Genomic DNA, 15,521 nt, shown 5'->3' on the forward strand with positions numbered 1-15,521 from the left:
GGCCGGCTGGAACCGTCCGGAGCGGGTGGTGCTCAGAGCCGGGGGATCTGCATGCCACCGCCGACGTTGATCACGTCGCCGGTGGAGTACGGCATCCGTCCGGCCGAGAGCTGGACGACGGCGCCCGCGACGTCCTGCGGGGTGCCCCACCTCGGCATCGGGGCGAGCCCGCCCGCGAACTGGGCGTCGTACTTCTCCTTGACCCCCGCCGTCATGTCGGTCGCGATGACGCCTGGGCGGACCTCGTAGACGACGATGCCCTCGGGCGCCAGGCGGACGGCCCAGAGCTGGGTGGCCATGCCGACGCCGGCCTTGGAGACGCAGTACTCGCCGCGGTTGACCGAGACGGCCTGCGCCGAGATCGAGGAGACGTTGATGATGGTGCCGACGACGCCGTCGGGGTCCTGTGCGCGGCGGGCGATCATCGCGTTGGCGACCAGCTGGGTGAGGAAGTACGGGCCGCGCAGGTTGATGTCGAGGACCCGGTCGAAGCTCTCCGGCGTGGCCACGAGGAGGTCGTTGCGCTCGGCCGGCGCGACACCGGCGTTGTTCACGAGCAGATCGATGCGGCCCCACCTCTCGAGCGCGGCGTCGGCGTAGCGGCGGTGATCGGCGATCTCCGCGACGCTGCCCCGCACGTAGCTGACCTCGCCGAGCTCGCTCAGTTCGGCGATCAGCTCGGTGGGCTCCTCGCGGGTGGCCAGGATCGCGACCGCGTACCCCTCGCCGAGCAGTTCCTTGGTGATGCCGAGGCCGATGCCACGGTTCCCGCCGGTGACGAGTGCGACCTTGGGCACGCTGGGCTCCTTCGTGGGTTGCAGACCTGGGTTTCGGACGCGGACCGAGCGTCCGGGCCCGGGCGTCTCCGGCGCGGCGCCGTGCCGAGCGGGACAATCCATGATCACCGATCCTGACGCGATTGGCAAGCGCTTTCCGTACGGCACGGCCCTGGGGCGAAGCCAGCCCCGGCGTCCGCTGCGGGAGCGGTGTGGTTTCGACGTACCCGGTACGTCGGAATCGCACCACAGGGAGCCGGACACCATCCGAATCGGCTCAGGTTCAGAACGGTTGCACCCTCGCGACCGCCTCGGTGTCACTGACGATCCAGGACATGTGCGCCGAGAGGCCGGTCGGAAAGTGTCGATCACGGCCGCCCCCGCCTCGGTGGTGAGCATCTGTACCCGCTGAACCGACCGCGACCATGGCAGTCGACGTCCGCGACACCCTCGGCTCAGACACGCTCGATGCTGACCACCTCGGTGACGGAGCCACCACCGGCATACCGGACGGGCATGCCCGGGTGCGCGGTCGCGAACCAGAACGTCATGAGATCCTCGCGCTGGACCGAATAGCGCAGGCAGTCGAGTTCGCCGAGCGGAGTCGTGATGCGCTCCGGCTCGATCGTGGTGCGGTCGACAGGGAAGGACGCGTGCCGCTGCAGATCGGCCCAACCCACCCGCCGGTAACTCGCCCCACCGTCGGCTTCCTCCGAGATGGTCACGCCGTCCGCGTCACCGGCCTCGAACCGGGTCACGACCTCGCTGACCGTGTCCCCGGCCACGGTGCGCACGTGCAACGTGTGGCCGTCGGGACATCCCGTGCGGATCTCGTCGGCGGTGAACGGCGTGGGGGCGAAGCCCGCTCCCATGACGTGCGGATCGTCCATGGATCAATCCTGCCGAGTCGAGCCCGGGGATATCGACCCCTGGCGCATATCATCGTGACGTGATATCACTGGTCCATGAATTCCTTCGCTCTGCTCGCCGATCCGGTTCGCCGGCGGATCGTCGAGGTGCTCGCGGAGGGCGAACGGCCCGCCGGCAGGGTCGGCGAGGTCATCCGGGCCGAGTTCGGCGTGGGCCAGCCGGCGGTCTCCAACCAGTTGCGCGTGCTGCGCGAGGCCGAGGTCATCGAGTCCCTGCCCGCGGGCTCCCGCCGGATCTACCGGCTGGTCCCCGGCGCACTCGACGAGGTGACCGCCTGGATCGACCGGTACGCCCGGCTCTGGCCACAGCGACTGGATGCGCTCGAGACCGAACTCGTCCGCGGCGCCCGTGCCGAGAAGCCCTGACTCCCCACCCCCGAGAGGATCCCCGATGGATGACACGATCCGGCGAGCACTCACCGGCACGGCCGAGCGGCCCACGCTGACGTTCCGGCGCACGTACCGCGCCACGCCCGCACAGGTCCACGACGCCTGCACGAACCCCGAGCGCCTCGCCCGCTGGTTCGGCGACGTCGCCGGCTCGCCGAGCCGCACGGGCGACGCGTTCACGGCGGTGCTCAGCGACGAGACCGGCGACGTCGCCGCCGGCCGCGTGCTGTCCTGCTCTGCCCAGGAGATCGCCGTCTCGTGGTCGTGGCAGGGCGAGGCCGAGAGCGTCATCTCCGCGCGCATCAGCGCGCTCGACGCGTCGACGACCGAACTGACTCTGCAGCACTCCCTCGCCGAGCCGGCCCACGCCGTCGGGTACGGCGGCGGGTGGGAGCAGTGCCTGCACGCACTCGCGCGCAGCCTCGGCGCACCGCCGGACGGCGCCGCGGACGTGGTGGAGGCGGACGCCGCCGCGCACTGGCGCACGATCACGCGGACTCCGCTCGAGCTCGAGCAGCGGGTGGAGGCACCGCCGGACCGGGTCTGGGCCGCGTTCACGACGGCCGACGGCCTGCGCTCCTGGTGGTGGCGCCACTGGGACGACGTGCGGTTCGACGTCGACGCGCGGGTCGGCGGCGGCTACCGCATCGAGGCACCAGGTGCGGGCATCACGCTCCGGGGCGCCTATCTCGCGCTCGATGAACCCGGGCACCTGGCATTCACGTGGGTCTGGGAGGACGGGGACGGTTCTGTCCCCGACGAGGCCGTCGACGTTCGGATAGTGCCCGACGGCGGAGGCTGCGTCGTGCAGGTCCGGCACAGTGGGCCGTGGGTCGACGACGGTCCCGCGGCCTCCTACCGTCAGGGCTGGGAGTTCACCCTGGGTCAGCTGGCGCTGGTGCTCGGCGGCTGAGGTTCGTTCGGGCCCGCGGATCCGACCGAGACGAGCACGTTGCCGACCTTCTGCCCGGTCTCGACGTAACGGTAGGCCGACAGGATGTCCTCGAGCGGGTAACTGCGGTCGATCACGGGCCGGAACGTCCCGGCGGCTAGGTGGTCACGGATCCCCTCGACTACCGACTGCCCCTCGTCGGGGAACGGGAACACCACCCGCTGCCGGCCGCGCCGCAGCGTCCCGACCAGTGCCAACGGGATGTTCTGCCAGCCGGGTCCGAGCTCGGAGGACAGGTAGACCCCGTCCGGCTCGAGGATTCGGCGGCAGCGGCCGAAGGTGCTCTTGCCGACGGCGTCGATCACCACGTCGTAGCGGTGCGTGGTCCGGGTGAAGTCCTCGGTCAGGTAGTCCACCACCTCGGCCGCTCCCAGTCCGCGCACCAGGTCGGCGTGCTCGCCGGCGCACACCGCCGTCACCGTGACTTCCATCGCCGCGAGCAACTGCACCGCCGCCGAGCCGATGCCCCCGGTCGCGCCGTTGACCAGCACCCGGTCCCCCGGGCGGACCCCAGCCCGGCGGATCGCCGACAACGCGTAGTGGCAGCCCTCGGTCGCGGCGGCCGCCTCGCGTTGCCCGACGCCGTCCGGGACGGTCGCCACCATGGCGTCCTGAGCCACCACGAGGTACTCGGCATGTGCGCCGAACGGGCCCTCGCAGTACCCGAAGACCCGGTCGCCCACCGCGAACCGGTGCACCTGCCGGCCGACCTGGACGACCTCACCGGCGAACTCGGCGCCCAGGACGGTGCGGCGTGGCCGACGCAGGCCGGTGAAGGACCTGACGAAGAAAGGCGTGGCGGCCCGGTAGGCGCAGTCGGTGCGGTTGACCGTCGTCACATCGACCCGCACGAGCAGCTCGCCGGGTCCCGGAACCGGGGCCGGGACGTCCTGGACGGAGACCACGTCCGGTGCCCCGTAGCGCGTGCTGACCGCGGCCCTCATGGAGGCGAACCTACCCTGCGGCCACGCCCCTGTCCGGCTACTCCACTGCCGACCGCACGGGAGGACCGAAAGCCCTGACGGCCCTGTCGTCGACCTCGTCCCCAGGTCCTCGAACTAGTGGGATGTGATGGCTCAGGACTTCGGTGACGCTTGCTGTCTCGGGACTTCGGTGACGGTCGGTCGGCCATGAAGCCTCGGGGTTTGCCGTTGCCGACGTATCGGGGGCTGCTCCGTCGTCTCAGCCGTGCAAGTCGGCGTTGACCCGCAGGGTCAGCAGGTACTTCCGAGTGACGTGCTTGGTGAGGCGGGCGAAGACCGCCCCCGGATCATCGAGTGCCTGCCGCATGAATCGCACCATCGGGCCGCTGACCTCGCGAATCGCATCCTCGCGTACCTTCTCGGCCCGGACCGCCGCAATGGCTCGAGGAGCGTCCTCTCCGTACTTGCCCTGGCCGTCGAACTCGGCGTGCAGCACCAGGGAAGGCCCGGGAGACCCATCGCCATACGCGCGGCGGAACACCCAGGCCATGTCGCTGTAGAACAGGCCCTCGTGCGTTTCGATCCGATACTGGGTCGACGGGTGCGGGAGGCCACGGGAGACCGCGATCCATCGCAGCACCGACTCGGCGGCCGACTCAGCGTACGGATCCGCGGCACGGAGCACCGCGCGAGCCCGACGGCGCCCTCTCGCCATGTCCGGACGCTCCAGCTTGGCAAGAAGCCGGTTGCGTAGTTCCTCGATCTTCTCGGCGTACGCCTCGCGGTGGCGGCGGTCGGGCCGGATCAGGATTCGCATCGCCGCGTCGACGATCACCAGTCCGTCCCGCGGATGCAGGTTCCGGATGCAGTCCAGAACGGTGCGTTCGAGCGTGGTGACCGGCAGGCCCCGGATCCGGGTCACTTCGTCCGCAGGGACCCGGGACACGTGTCGGCGCACGTCCATACCGGGTCGCACGCTGGGCGTCACGGTCTGCGTCAGATGTGCGGCATGCTCGGGTGTCCAGATCGGGCAGCCGTGGATGAGCGCAGCGCTTACATGGCTGAACGCGTATGACGCAGAGGCCGTGCGGGCGATCGCCACGCAGCGCGCCAGCATCATCGTCTCCCGACGCCGCCACGGCGGATCCGACGCGGCTATCTGCACATATACGCCGCGCCGCACCCGCCGCAGGTCACCGGTCGACCTCAGCTGTACGAGCCGCGCCGGCGTGAACTCGCTCGCCCGGTACACGACCGGCAGTTCCGGTGGGGCGGGGATGTCAGCAGGCATGCACCCATGGTGACGCGCGGCCGCTGCACGCGGAGCCCCCTGTGGATAGCGCGAAACCGGGCGATGCGCCCAGCCTGAGAGGCCCTCGCGGCGGTCCCGCGTCCAGCTAGTCCCGGAACCTTCGACCTAGTGGGTCCGCGAGGGCTAGCTCGAGGGCGAACCGACTAACTCGAAGGCGCCGGGTCAGGGCGCGTGGGTCGTGGCGCTGGGTCAGGGCGTGGGGCGGGTGGGGAGGCCGTTCGCGCGGAGCTGGTCCTCGAGGTGGAAGACCTCGTCGAGGATCTGGAAACCCTCGTCCGGGTTGCCCGGATCCACGAAGAACTGGCTCATCGCGGCCTGCCAGCGAGGGTTGATGGCGGTGCGGGTCATCGCCTCCTGGGCGGCGGCGTAGTCGTCGGTCTCCAGGTGTCCGACGAGCAGGCCGTCGTCGGACAGGTACAGCGAGTAGTCCCGCCAGCCCGTGTCCCGCAGGGCCTCGAGCATCTCCGGCCACACCTGCGCGTGGGCCTCCCGGTAGGCGTCGAGCCGGTCCGGTCGGACCCGGGAGATGAAGCAGACGCGTGGCATCAGGCCACTCCCCCGCCGACCGCCTCCGCGGCACCGGCGTCCAGAACAGCTGCCCGTCCGGCGTCAGCACCCAGTCCCCGGCCCACGTCGACGCCGAGGTCCAGTTCGTCGATCAGGACCGGGCCGCCCGAGGCGAGCGAGATGTTCCCGGCGATGCCCACGCTGACCGCGCGGACGCCGTCGAGGTAGCCGGCGCGCCGGCCGAGCGGGTCGTCGCCGGAGCCGTCGAACACGTCGCGGAGCAGGATCGCGTCGCCGCCACCGTGCCCGCCGATCCCCTCCGGGATCTGGTACTCGTACGCCTCCTGCCAGTGCTTCTGCACGATCAGGTGGTCCCCGCGTGGCCGCAGGTCGTCGCCGGCACCCACTTCGGGCTTGGCACTCGGATCCACGATGGACCGGCCGTCGGCGTCGACCAGCACCGCGCCGCGCTCCACCACCTGCAGCTCCGCGCGGCCCTTGGTGCCGTTGACGGTGACCCGGTAGCCCTCCAACGGGGAGTGGGCGTTGAGCGAGTAGGTGAGCGTGGCGCCGCCCCGGTAGTCGACGATCACGGCAAGGTTGTCCTCGATGGTGACGCCGGGGGCGAACACGTCCTGGTCCCGCACGTACCCGTCGTGCTGCTCGGAGTCGAGGTAGAGCGCCTTCAGCCGCGGGTCCGCCGCCAGGTCGATCGACCAGTTGTCGCCGGGCTCGGCGTCACGACCACGAGCGGGGCGCGGACCCGCCTGGGCCGCGCCTGCGCCGTCGGGCCCGTAGAACTTCAGACCGCCCGAGGCGTACACCCGCCGCGGCGCGTCCTGGAGCCACCAGTTGACCAGGTCGAAGTGGTGGGAGGACTTGTGGATGAGCAGGCCGCCGGAGTTGGCCTTGTCCCGGTGCCAGCGGCGGAAGTAGTCGGCGCCGTGCACGGTGTCGAGCGCCCACTCGAAGTGGACGGAGGTGACGTCGCCGATCTCACCGGAGGCGATCACCTCGCGAAGGCTCGAGTTCCGCGGCGCGTACCGGTAGTTGAACGTCATGATGAGGGACCGGCCGGTCTCCTCGACGGCGCCGGTGATCGCCCGGCACCCCTCGGCGCTGATCGTGAGCGGCTTCTCGACGACCACGTCCGCGCCGGCCCGCAGCGCCCGGGTGACCAGGTCCGCATGGGCGTGGTCCGGCGCGGTGACGACCACGACGTCGACCTCGCGTTCGGCGATCATCGCCTCCAGGTCCGCCGGGTCGTAGCGGGGGATGTCCACGTCGCCGCCGAGGTCTCCGGCGACGGTCGCGGCGTGGAACTGCGCGCGGCCCGGGTTGGGCTCGCACCACGCGACGATCTCGCCGGCGTCGGCGTGCGCCCCGGTGAGTGCGTTCACGTACATGCCGGCGCGGTGTCCGGTGCCGGCGACGGCGTAACGGCGGTTGGTCATTCGACGCTCCTGCGGTAGTGGCGGTGTTCGACGGAAACGAGCGCCAGGACCAGCAGTCCCGGCACGATGAGTACGAAGATCGCGAGCATCCAGACGAGGACCCCGCTCAGGCCGACCGCGACGAGCAGCAGGAGCGATCCCACCGGGTCGGCGACGGCCCGACGAGCGGCGTTCCCGACGGCGTCGCGCCAGCCTACTTCCGGCCACAGCGCCCGCCCGCCCGCCGTCCGCAGTGCGGTCACTGCTCCGGCCGCCAGGACCGTGATGCTGAGCACCCGGAACACCTCGCCGCCGGGAAGTTCGGTGAACGTCGCGATGTCGATGTCGATGATCAGCAGTACGACGAGCGCGATGGCACCGATGCCGAGCAGCCAGGATCCGCGCAGGTATCCGGCGAAGTCGGAGAAGACGGCGCGCAGTGGGTCCGCCCGCCCCTCGATGTGCCGGCGCAGGTGCGCCGCCCCGGCGGCCATGGCCGGCAGGATCGTGACCAGCGGCAGGCACAGCAAGGTGACCACGAGCCCGGTGAAGAGCACCTCCGCGAACAGCGTGAAGGTGGATGGGCGCACCCCGGTGGGCCCGCCGACCGACGGTCCCTTCGGGGTGTCGCTACCCCTGGCCAACTCAGCCCTTCAGACCGGACGTCGAGACGCCCTCGACGAGGTAGCGCTGGAAGATGAAGAAGAAGATCATCACGGGCAGCAGCGCGAGCACGGCCATTGCCATCTGGGCGCCGTAGTCGGAGACCGTGGTCTGGTCCACGAACAGCCGCAGCGCGATGGGCAGCGTGTACAGGTCCGGCTGCTTCAGGTAGAGCAGCGGGCCGAGGAAGTCGTTCCAGGTCCAGATGAACGTGAAGATCGACGCGGTGATGATCGACGGCTTCATCAGCGGCAGCACGATCGAGCCGAAGATCCGGATGTGCCCGGCCCCGTCGATCCGGGCGGCCTCGTCCAGCTCCATCGGCAGACCACGCATGAACTGCACCATCAGGAACACGAAGAATGCGTCGGTGGCCAGGAACTTGGGCAGCAGCAGCGGCCAGAACGTGTTCACCATGTCGAGATTGTTGAACACGATGTACTGGGGGATGATCACGACGTGGAACGGCAGTAGCAGCGTCGCCACCATCATCGAGAAGAAGAGACTGCGGCCCGGGAACTTCACCCGGGAGAACGCGTAGGCCGACACCGACGCGGACAGCACGACGCCGACCACGCTCAGGACGGCGACGATCAGCGAGTTCTGGAAGAACGTGAACGTCGAGACGCCGCCGATCCCGTCCAAGGCGGTGATGTAGTTCTGCAGCGACCCGTTCTCGGGGATGAGGGACACATTGCCGACGATGTCGCTCGAGGGCTTGAGCGAGGACATCAGCATCCACAGGGCCGGGTACAGCACGATGCACGCGAGCGCGATCATGAGCGCGTGATAGACCGTGGAGCCGACCCTGCTGCGGCGCCTGTTCGTCTTGCGCAGCTCCGCGCTCTCGGCGTGGCTCATGACGGTCTGCATCGGAGCCGGCGGTTGGGTTCCTTCGAGTGTCACTTGGACTCCCCCGCGTAGTGGACCCAGGACCTCGAGGTCCTGAAGAAGATGACCGTGATGATGCCGACGACGACCACCAGCAGCCAGGCCATCGCCGAGGCGTAGCCCATCTTGAAATCGGTGAAACCGCGGATGTAGAGGTACAGCGTGTAGAACAGCGTGGACCCGGCCGGGCCGCCGGTGCCGCCGGAGATGATGAACGCGGATCCGAAGATCTGGAACGCGCCGATCGTCTCCATGAGCAGGTTGAAGAAGATCACCGGGGAGAGCATCGGCAGGGTGATGCTCAGGAACTTGCGTACCTTGCCGGCGCCGTCCACCTCGGCCGCCTCGTAGAGCTCCTGTGGGACCTGCTTCAGGCCGGCCAGGAAGATGACCATCGGTGCGCCGAACGCCCAGACGGCCAGGAGCACGAACATCGGCATCGTCATGTCCGGGTTGCCGACCCAGCCGCCGAGGTGGATGCCGAACAGCGACAGGACCTGGTCGACGATCCCGTCGTCGATGAACATCGCCTTCCAGACGATGGCGACGGACACGCTCGCCGCGATCAGCGACGGGGCGTAGAAGGCGGAGCGGTAGAAGCCGAGGCCCTTGCGCTTGGCGTTGAGGAGCATCGCGACGGCGAGGGACGCCGCGAGCTTTATCGGCGTGCCGATCACCACGTACGTGACGGTGACGACGACGGACTGCCGGAACCGCGGGTCGTCGAACAGGTTCCGGTAGTTCTCCAGGCCGATGAACTCAGGGGCCCCGAACAGGTCATAGTCCGTGAACGACAGGTACAGCGACGCCGCCATCGGACCGACAGTGAGCAGGAAGAACCCGATCAGCCAGGGCGTCAGGAATCCGTAGCCGGCGCGGGTCTCCGCAGCCCGCGCCCGTCGCTTCTGGTGCGACGGGCGCGGTGCGGCGACCTTGGCCGGAGTGATGGTCTCCGGGGTCACAGAAGGCTCCTCAGTGTGGTGATGCGTCAGGCCAGGGCGGACTCGGCCTCGGCGAACCACCGCTCGACGAACTCGTCGACCGTGATCTGGCCATAGCCGAGTTCCTCGGCCAGACGCAGCCAGGTGGCTTCGATCGAGCCGAAGCCCTCGGGCAGGGTCGGGACCGACTCCGTGATGTCACCGGCCACGGACTCCTCGTATGCGATCACCTGTGCATCGGTGCCCTCGGCGGAGAGCTCGGAACGAGCGGACTCCGTTGCCGGCACCCCACGCGAGGTACCGAAGATGGCGCCGACGGCCGGGTCGTTCGTGATGAAGTCGATGAACGCTGCCGCGGCCTCGGGGTGCTCGGTGTTCGATCCCGCCGAGAGCAGCATGGACGGCTTCTGGAACATGCCGCGTTCACCACTGGATCCGAGCGGCATCGGCAGCATCTCGATGCTCTCGGCGCCGGAGTCGGCCAGATACCCGGCCAGAAAGTTGTCCCAGCTGAACTCCGAGGCGACCTCGTTGACGGTGAAGCCGCCGAGCGGGGCGAGCTGCACCGTACGATCGGTCGGGAACAGAGACCCGTCGGCACGCAGGTCCGTGGTCCGGTTCAGCCAGTCACGGACGTCGTCCTCGGTGAAGGCGATCTCGCCGTCAGCGGTGAACACCTCGTTGCCCTCCTGCACCAGGTGCTGGATGAACATCCAGAACACACCGGTGTAGTCGCCGGATCCGTACAGGACGGGGTCCAGGCCCGCGCCCGCGGCGGCCGCCTCGGCGATGAAGGCGTCGTAGTCGTCCCAGGTCAGGTCGGCCGTCGGCGCGTCGATGCCGAGCTGCTCGACGGTGGCCGGGTTGTAGAACAGCGCGAGCGTGTTCGTGCTCTGTGGGATTCCGACCGTGCCGCTCTCGAGTTGGCCGGACGCGAGCAGCGACTCCGGCATACCAGATACGTCCAGCTCGCCGCCGATGTACGGGTCGAGGTCGAGCAGCTGGCCGCGCGAACCGAACTGGCTGATGTATGCCAGGTCCATCTGCATCACGTCCGGAAGCGCCGAGCCGGCGGCCTCGGTCGCCCGCGCGGTCCAGTAGTCCGGCCACGCCGAGAAGTTCGGGTTGATCGTGATGTTCGGGTACTCCTCGTTGAACAACTCGATCGCCTGGTTGTACCGGTCGGCTCGGTCGTCGTTGCCCCACCAGGTGACGGTGAGCGTGATCTCCTCTTCGGGATCGAGTGTGCCACCGTCACCGGTGGCGCCGTCATTGCCCTCGTCGCCGCCGCCACCACAGGCGGTGAGTCCGAGTGCCAGAGCCGCGCCGACGGCAGCGAACTTGATTGTTCTGCGGGTCATGGGGGGAGCCTCTCTGCTCTGAGTGCGGAATTCGGTGGACCGACCGTATGTGCACGGTCACACAAGGGTCAACCCGACCCGTGAATCGTTACAATATTGACATCACCGGGTTGGGTCAACCGGTCCGATTCGCTGGGACGCTTGATCTCGGCATACCTCAGGGCGTCATGTGAGCGTTCCCAACGGATCGGCCTCGGTTTACTCCGGTTGACTCGCTGTGTGACCGATCACTAGCGTTCGCGAGAGCCCGGCAGCCGAACGCGCGGCGGCCGGACATCAAGGGCACCCAGGAGGGCGGAAATGAGCCAGAGCGCATCCGGAACGCGCAGGCCAACCATCCGTGAGGTGGCCCGGCTCGCCGGCGTATCCCACCAGACCGTCTCGCGGTTCCTCCACGACGATCCCCGGATCAGCGAGCAGTCGCAGGCGCGGATCCGCACGGCGATCGAGCAGCTCGACTACCGCCCGAACCTGGTCGCTCGGGCGATGCGAGGGCACAAGACCGGCCGCCTGGCCTTCATCCTCCCGACGGGTACCACCGTCAGTTCCCTTGAGATCCTCGCGGGCGCCACCACCGCCGCCCACGACGCCGGCTTCATCCTCGACGTCGTCACCCTCGGCGGCCCGGTCGCACAGCGGGCGGGGCGGGTGGACGACCTCGCCGAGTCCGGCCTGTTCGAGGGCATCGCGTCACTCATGCCGCTGCCCGAGTCCCGGCGCCCGCAGGATCGGACGCCGATCGTGATCTCCCCGGAGTACGACGACCAGATGCGCAGCATCGGGGAACTGGCGGATGCCGCACCGGTCGCGGAGCTCATCGAGCACCTCGCCGACCTGGGTCACCGCCGGTTCGTCCACCTCGCAGGCGACTACGCCCACACGTCGGCCCGGCGCCGTCGGGACATGTACCTCGCCACCATCGAGCGCCTGGGCCTGCACTCCCATGGCGTGATCGACTGCGACTGGCGCGCCGAACGCGCGGAGAAGGCCATGCTCGACCTGCCCGCACACGCGGCCACAGCCGTGATCACCGGCAACGACGTGGTCGCGGCCGGGGCCCTGCGGGGCGCGTTCGCCCGCGGCTGGCGAGTGCCCGAGGACGTGAGCATCACCGGCTGGGACAACAACAAGCTCGGAGCCGTCCTGCCGCCGACCATCACCACGGTGATCATGGATCACGAGCGGGTCGGCCGCCGCGCCATCACCCGGCTGCTCGCCGCCCTCAACGGCGAGCCGGACCCAGTCGACAACGAGCCGATCGGCACCGTCGTCTGGCGGGAATCCACCGGGCCTGCCCCTTCCTGACGGGTGAGCCTGAAGAGTTGGTCCAAGGGTGCCTCCGCGGGAGCCCAACGATCTGCAGACCGGATTGTCTTCCGGGACCGTGGCGGGACACCGTCTCGCGAGCGGTCCGCCTCCTCCGACAGGACGAGATCGGTCGTGAGTTGGCGGAACCGCTGAGCGACGAGGAAGTTGCCTGGCTCGATGCTGATGCCCGGTGACGTCGTCGAGATCGATCTCGGCGTCCCGATCGGCTCGGAAGCCCGGATGGTACGACCCGCTGTGGTGGTCACTGCAGCGAGAGTCCTACGTGGTGGGCCGAACGTCGTACAGGTCGTGCCGCTGACTCGCAGCATCCGGAACATTGGCGCCGAAGTCGTGATCGAGGCCGATGATCACAACGGCTTGCGGGCGCCATCGGCGGCGCAGTGCCGACACGTGCGCTCGATTGCTACCCGAAGGATCGCGGCCCGTCTGGGACGTGTTGGACCGGTCACGCTGGGACAGATCCGCTCCACACTCGCGATCCTCCTCGATCTGTGAGTCGGAGGGACCGATCGCTACGGCGCGTTGGTCACCGGTCCCCAGATCACCAACCCCGCTGACGGTGGATCATCGCGACGCAGTCCGGCACCGAGACCTCGAGCAGTCCGCACCGGATCCAGACCCGCGGCCGGCGCGCGCCGGCCGCCTTCACGATGATGATCGCCCGGTCGACCTTGAGGTCGGCCACCTCGAGCCACGGATGGAACCGTCGCGGTCCCATGGTGGACTCGATCCCTTCCTTCGTCAGCCGGATCCGGGTCCCCCGGATCCACCAGGTCAGCGCCGCACACCACAGCCCGGCGAGGATGAACACGATCCCCAGCCCGACCGCGAACGGGTCGCCCGCGAACAACGCCGCCCCACCGACCGCCAGCAGCAGGATCGTCACCACCACCGCCAGCACGACCGTCCCGGTCTTGGTGGGCAGCAGCAGGTCCCCGCCGGACCCGACCACCCCGAACGGCAGGCCCCGCTCGGTCACGCTCAGCTCCGCACGGTCGGCCGCGAGCGCGCCGGACTGCCGCGCCGACAACCGCCTCCCCACCCAGCCCGCGGCCGCGCCGACCACCACCACGAACGCGGCGAAGCCGACCACCGGCCACCACCACTGTTCGCCCGCCGTTGCGCGGACCACCACCGCGCCGACGGCCACGAGCGACAACGCCACCACCCGGTTGGCCAACTGCAGCCTTCGGATTCGGCGCGTGCGCGGCATCTGCTGGGCACGAGGCATGTGGTGATCCCAGCGCACCGGCCCAGCGCCGTCAATCGGTCGGACTCCCCCACCCCGCGACGGACACTGCCCACATCCCGACCCGAGTGGTACGGGCCGGCGATGCGGGCAGTGCGGGGACGGCTACTTGATGGCGCCGGTGATCCCCTGGGCGAACGCACGCTGTAGCACCAGGAACAGGACCATCGTCGGGAGCGACGTCAGCAGCACCGCGAGCATGAGCACGCCGTAGTCCGTGACGTAGCCGGAGGTCAGGTTCGAGATCAGCATCGGCATGGTCTGGAACGCCTCGTTGATGAGGATGACCTTGGGCCAGAGGAAGTTGTTCCACGCGGTCATGAAGATGACGACCGCGGCCGCGGCATAGGTGGAGCGCATCGTCGGGATGAAGATCCGCAGGAAGATGCCCAGCTCCCGCAGCCCGTCGATCCGGGCGGCCTCGACGATCTCGTGCGGGAAGGACCGCGCCGCCTGCCGGAACAGCAGGATGATGAACGGCACCGAGATCGCCGGGAGGATCACCGCGATCGTTGTGCTGGTCAGTCCGAAGTCCGCGAACATCCGGAACAGCGGGATCATGGTCGCCGCGAACGGGATCATCATCGCCAGCAGCAGCACCCCCATCAGACGGTCCTTGTTCCTGGAGTGGAAGACCTCGAACCCGTACCCGGCGATCGAGCACACCAGCAGCGACAGCGCCGTGGTCCCGACCGCGTTGAGCGTCGAGTTCCACATCGCGGCACCGAGGTCCTGGGCGGCGAGCAGCTTGTTGAGGTTCTCCACCAGCTGGCCGCCCGGCAGCAGTCGCGACCCCAGGACGTCCTGGCTCGTATTGGTCGCGGAGACCACCATGAAGTACAGCGGGAAGACCGAAGCGAGGGCGGCCACGGTCAGGAACACGAGGCTGGGCACGCTGCGCATCGAACGCCTAGTCACGCTTGTCACCCACCTTCAGCTGGATGGCCGCGAGCAACGCGACGATGACGAGGATCACGTAGGAGATCGCGGCGGCGTACCCGAAGTTCGGGTTCTGCACGAAGGACACCTCGTATAGGTAGTGCGACACGGACATCGAGGTGTACGCGGGTCCGCCCGCGGTGAGGTTGTACGACTCGTCGAAGAGCTGGATTGTCCCGTTCGTCGACATGATCGCGGTCAGCAGGATCATCGGCTTCAGTTGCGGGAGCGTGACGTACCAGAACGTCTTGACGGCGTTGGCACCGTCGACCTTCGCCGCCTCGATGGTGGAGTGGTCGATGTTCTGCAGACCGGCGAGGTAGAAGACCATGTTGTAGCCGGTCCAGCGCCAGAGCAGCCCGATGATGATCACGAACTGGGCCGTCTGGGTCTGACCGAGCCAGTTGATCGGCGAATCGATCAGGTTCATCCCGGTCAGCACGTCGTTCACCAGCCCGTCGGTGGCGAACATCGTCCGGAACACGAGCGCGTAGGACACGAGCGAGACGGCACACGGCAGGAAGATCGCGGTGCGCCACATACCCTTGAACCGCAGTCGTGGGTTGTTCAGGATGTTGGCCAGGACGAGCGCCAGCACCAGCATGATCGGCACCTGGATGACGAGGTAGAGCAGCGTGGTACGCAGGGTCATCCAGAACGTCTGGTCGGCCAGCATGCGCTGGTAGTTGAACCAGAGCGGCTCGGCGAAGGACAGCTGGGCACCGCGCCCGGTCTGCAGCGACAGGATGAACGCCTGGAACATCGGCCAGAAGTTCATCACCAGGATGAGCAGCGCGGCGGGCAGCAGGAACACCCAGCCGGTCAGTGAGCGCCGCCCGCCCAGACTCGAGAAGCCGCGTCCCGACGGCGGCCGCTCGTCCTGATGGTCCGGCGCGGGAACCACGGGGGTGAGTTGGGTTGACATC

At 68.8% G+C, this 15,521-nt stretch carries 17 protein-coding genes; 4 read left to right on the plus strand and 13 right to left on the minus strand.

Translation table 11 applies throughout. The features are described 5' to 3' along the window. Positions 1-32: 32 nt before the first annotated feature. Both KCQ71_RS18310 and KCQ71_RS18315 read right to left on the minus strand, forming a co-directional pair. Positions 33-797 carry a 3-ketoacyl-ACP reductase gene (locus KCQ71_RS18310; RefSeq protein ID WP_223408557.1) on the minus strand — a complete coding sequence of 255 codons (765 nt, stop codon included), beginning with the start codon at positions 795-797 and terminating at the stop codon, positions 33-35. Positions 798-1,231: 434 nt separating this feature from the next. After that, positions 1,232-1,666 carry a hypothetical protein gene (locus KCQ71_RS18315; RefSeq protein WP_223408559.1) on the minus strand — a complete coding sequence of 145 codons (435 nt, stop codon included), beginning with the start codon at positions 1,664-1,666 and terminating at the stop codon, positions 1,232-1,234. Positions 1,667-1,741: 75 nt separating this feature from the next. On the opposite strand from KCQ71_RS18315, the gene KCQ71_RS18320 reads away from it, so the two are divergent. Together KCQ71_RS18320 and KCQ71_RS18325 are read left to right on the plus strand one after the other, a co-directional pair. Continuing rightward, a complete protein-coding gene (locus KCQ71_RS18320; RefSeq protein WP_223408569.1) occupies positions 1,742-2,071 on the plus strand; it encodes an ArsR/SmtB family transcription factor in 330 nt (109 codons plus the stop codon). Positions 2,072-2,096: 25 nt separating this feature from the next. Then, on the plus strand, positions 2,097-3,008 hold the full coding sequence (locus KCQ71_RS18325; RefSeq protein WP_223408578.1) for an SRPBCC family protein: 912 nt from the start codon (positions 2,097-2,099) through the stop codon (positions 3,006-3,008). Here KCQ71_RS18325 and KCQ71_RS18330 read toward each other — a convergent pair. From KCQ71_RS18330 to KCQ71_RS18365, 8 genes are all read right to left on the minus strand, one after another. Continuing rightward, entirely contained in the window at positions 2,981-3,991 is a 1,011-nt protein-coding gene (locus KCQ71_RS18330; protein WP_223408580.1) for an NAD(P)-dependent alcohol dehydrogenase, read from the minus strand. The genes KCQ71_RS18325 and KCQ71_RS18330 overlap by 28 nt on opposite strands. A 238-nt stretch (positions 3,992-4,229) precedes the next feature. Continuing rightward, positions 4,230-5,261 (minus strand): type IV toxin-antitoxin system AbiEi family antitoxin domain-containing protein, encoded by a 1,032-nt coding sequence (locus KCQ71_RS18335; protein WP_223408582.1) that lies wholly within the window; start codon positions 5,259-5,261, stop codon positions 4,230-4,232. A 210-nt stretch (positions 5,262-5,471) separates the two neighbouring features. Continuing rightward, positions 5,472-5,828: an L-rhamnose mutarotase gene (locus KCQ71_RS18340; RefSeq protein ID WP_223408584.1), complete on the minus strand. Its 357-nt coding sequence runs from the start codon at positions 5,826-5,828 to the stop codon at positions 5,472-5,474. Then, complete coding sequence (locus KCQ71_RS18345) at positions 5,828-7,243, minus strand: Gfo/Idh/MocA family protein (protein WP_223408586.1); 1,416 nt, start codon at positions 7,241-7,243, stop codon at positions 5,828-5,830. The genes KCQ71_RS18340 and KCQ71_RS18345 overlap by 1 nt, the downstream gene beginning before the upstream one ends. Beyond that, positions 7,240-7,866: a YesL family protein gene (locus KCQ71_RS18350; protein ID WP_223408587.1), complete on the minus strand. Its 627-nt coding sequence runs from the start codon at positions 7,864-7,866 to the stop codon at positions 7,240-7,242. The genes KCQ71_RS18345 and KCQ71_RS18350 overlap by 4 nt, the downstream gene beginning before the upstream one ends. Before the next feature lies 1 nt (position 7,867). Continuing rightward, entirely contained in the window at positions 7,868-8,746 is an 879-nt protein-coding gene (locus KCQ71_RS18355; RefSeq protein ID WP_223408589.1) for a carbohydrate ABC transporter permease, read from the minus strand. A gap of 41 nt (positions 8,747-8,787) precedes the next feature. Continuing rightward, positions 8,788-9,723: a carbohydrate ABC transporter permease gene (locus KCQ71_RS18360; protein WP_223408779.1), complete on the minus strand. Its 936-nt coding sequence runs from the start codon at positions 9,721-9,723 to the stop codon at positions 8,788-8,790. A gap of 41 nt (positions 9,724-9,764) precedes the next feature. Beyond that, positions 9,765-11,078, minus strand: coding sequence for an ABC transporter substrate-binding protein (locus KCQ71_RS18365; RefSeq protein ID WP_223408590.1), 1,314 nt, complete (start codon positions 11,076-11,078; stop codon positions 9,765-9,767). 300 nt (positions 11,079-11,378) lie between these two features. On the opposite strand from KCQ71_RS18365, the gene KCQ71_RS18370 reads away from it, so the two are divergent. Then, on the plus strand, positions 11,379-12,383 hold the full coding sequence (locus KCQ71_RS18370; RefSeq protein WP_223408592.1) for a LacI family DNA-binding transcriptional regulator: 1,005 nt from the start codon (positions 11,379-11,381) through the stop codon (positions 12,381-12,383). Between the two features lie 180 nt (positions 12,384-12,563). Further along, complete coding sequence (locus tag KCQ71_RS18375) at positions 12,564-12,902, plus strand: type II toxin-antitoxin system PemK/MazF family toxin (protein WP_223408594.1); 339 nt, start codon at positions 12,564-12,566, stop codon at positions 12,900-12,902. Positions 12,903-12,948: 46 nt separating this feature from the next. Here KCQ71_RS18375 and KCQ71_RS18380 read toward each other — a convergent pair whose 3' ends face one another. The 3 genes from KCQ71_RS18380 to KCQ71_RS18390 form a co-directional block, all read right to left on the minus strand. Next, positions 12,949-13,638 (minus strand): hypothetical protein, encoded by a 690-nt coding sequence (locus KCQ71_RS18380; protein WP_223408596.1) that lies wholly within the window; start codon positions 13,636-13,638, stop codon positions 12,949-12,951. A 123-nt stretch (positions 13,639-13,761) separates the two neighbouring features. Next, the gene (locus tag KCQ71_RS18385) at positions 13,762-14,574 is read right to left on the minus strand and encodes a carbohydrate ABC transporter permease (RefSeq protein ID WP_223408598.1); all 813 of its coding nucleotides are present in this window, start codon (positions 14,572-14,574) and stop codon (positions 13,762-13,764) included. After that, a complete protein-coding gene (locus KCQ71_RS18390; protein ID WP_223408600.1) occupies positions 14,567-15,520 on the minus strand; it encodes a carbohydrate ABC transporter permease in 954 nt (317 codons plus the stop codon). Before KCQ71_RS18390 ends, KCQ71_RS18385 begins: the two co-directional genes overlap by 8 nt. Between the last annotated feature and the right edge of the window lies 1 nt (position 15,521).

It is taken from the genome of Occultella gossypii (assembly GCF_019947135.1).
GTDB classification, from domain to species: Bacteria; Actinomycetota; Actinomycetes; order Actinomycetales; family Beutenbergiaceae; genus Occultella; species Occultella gossypii.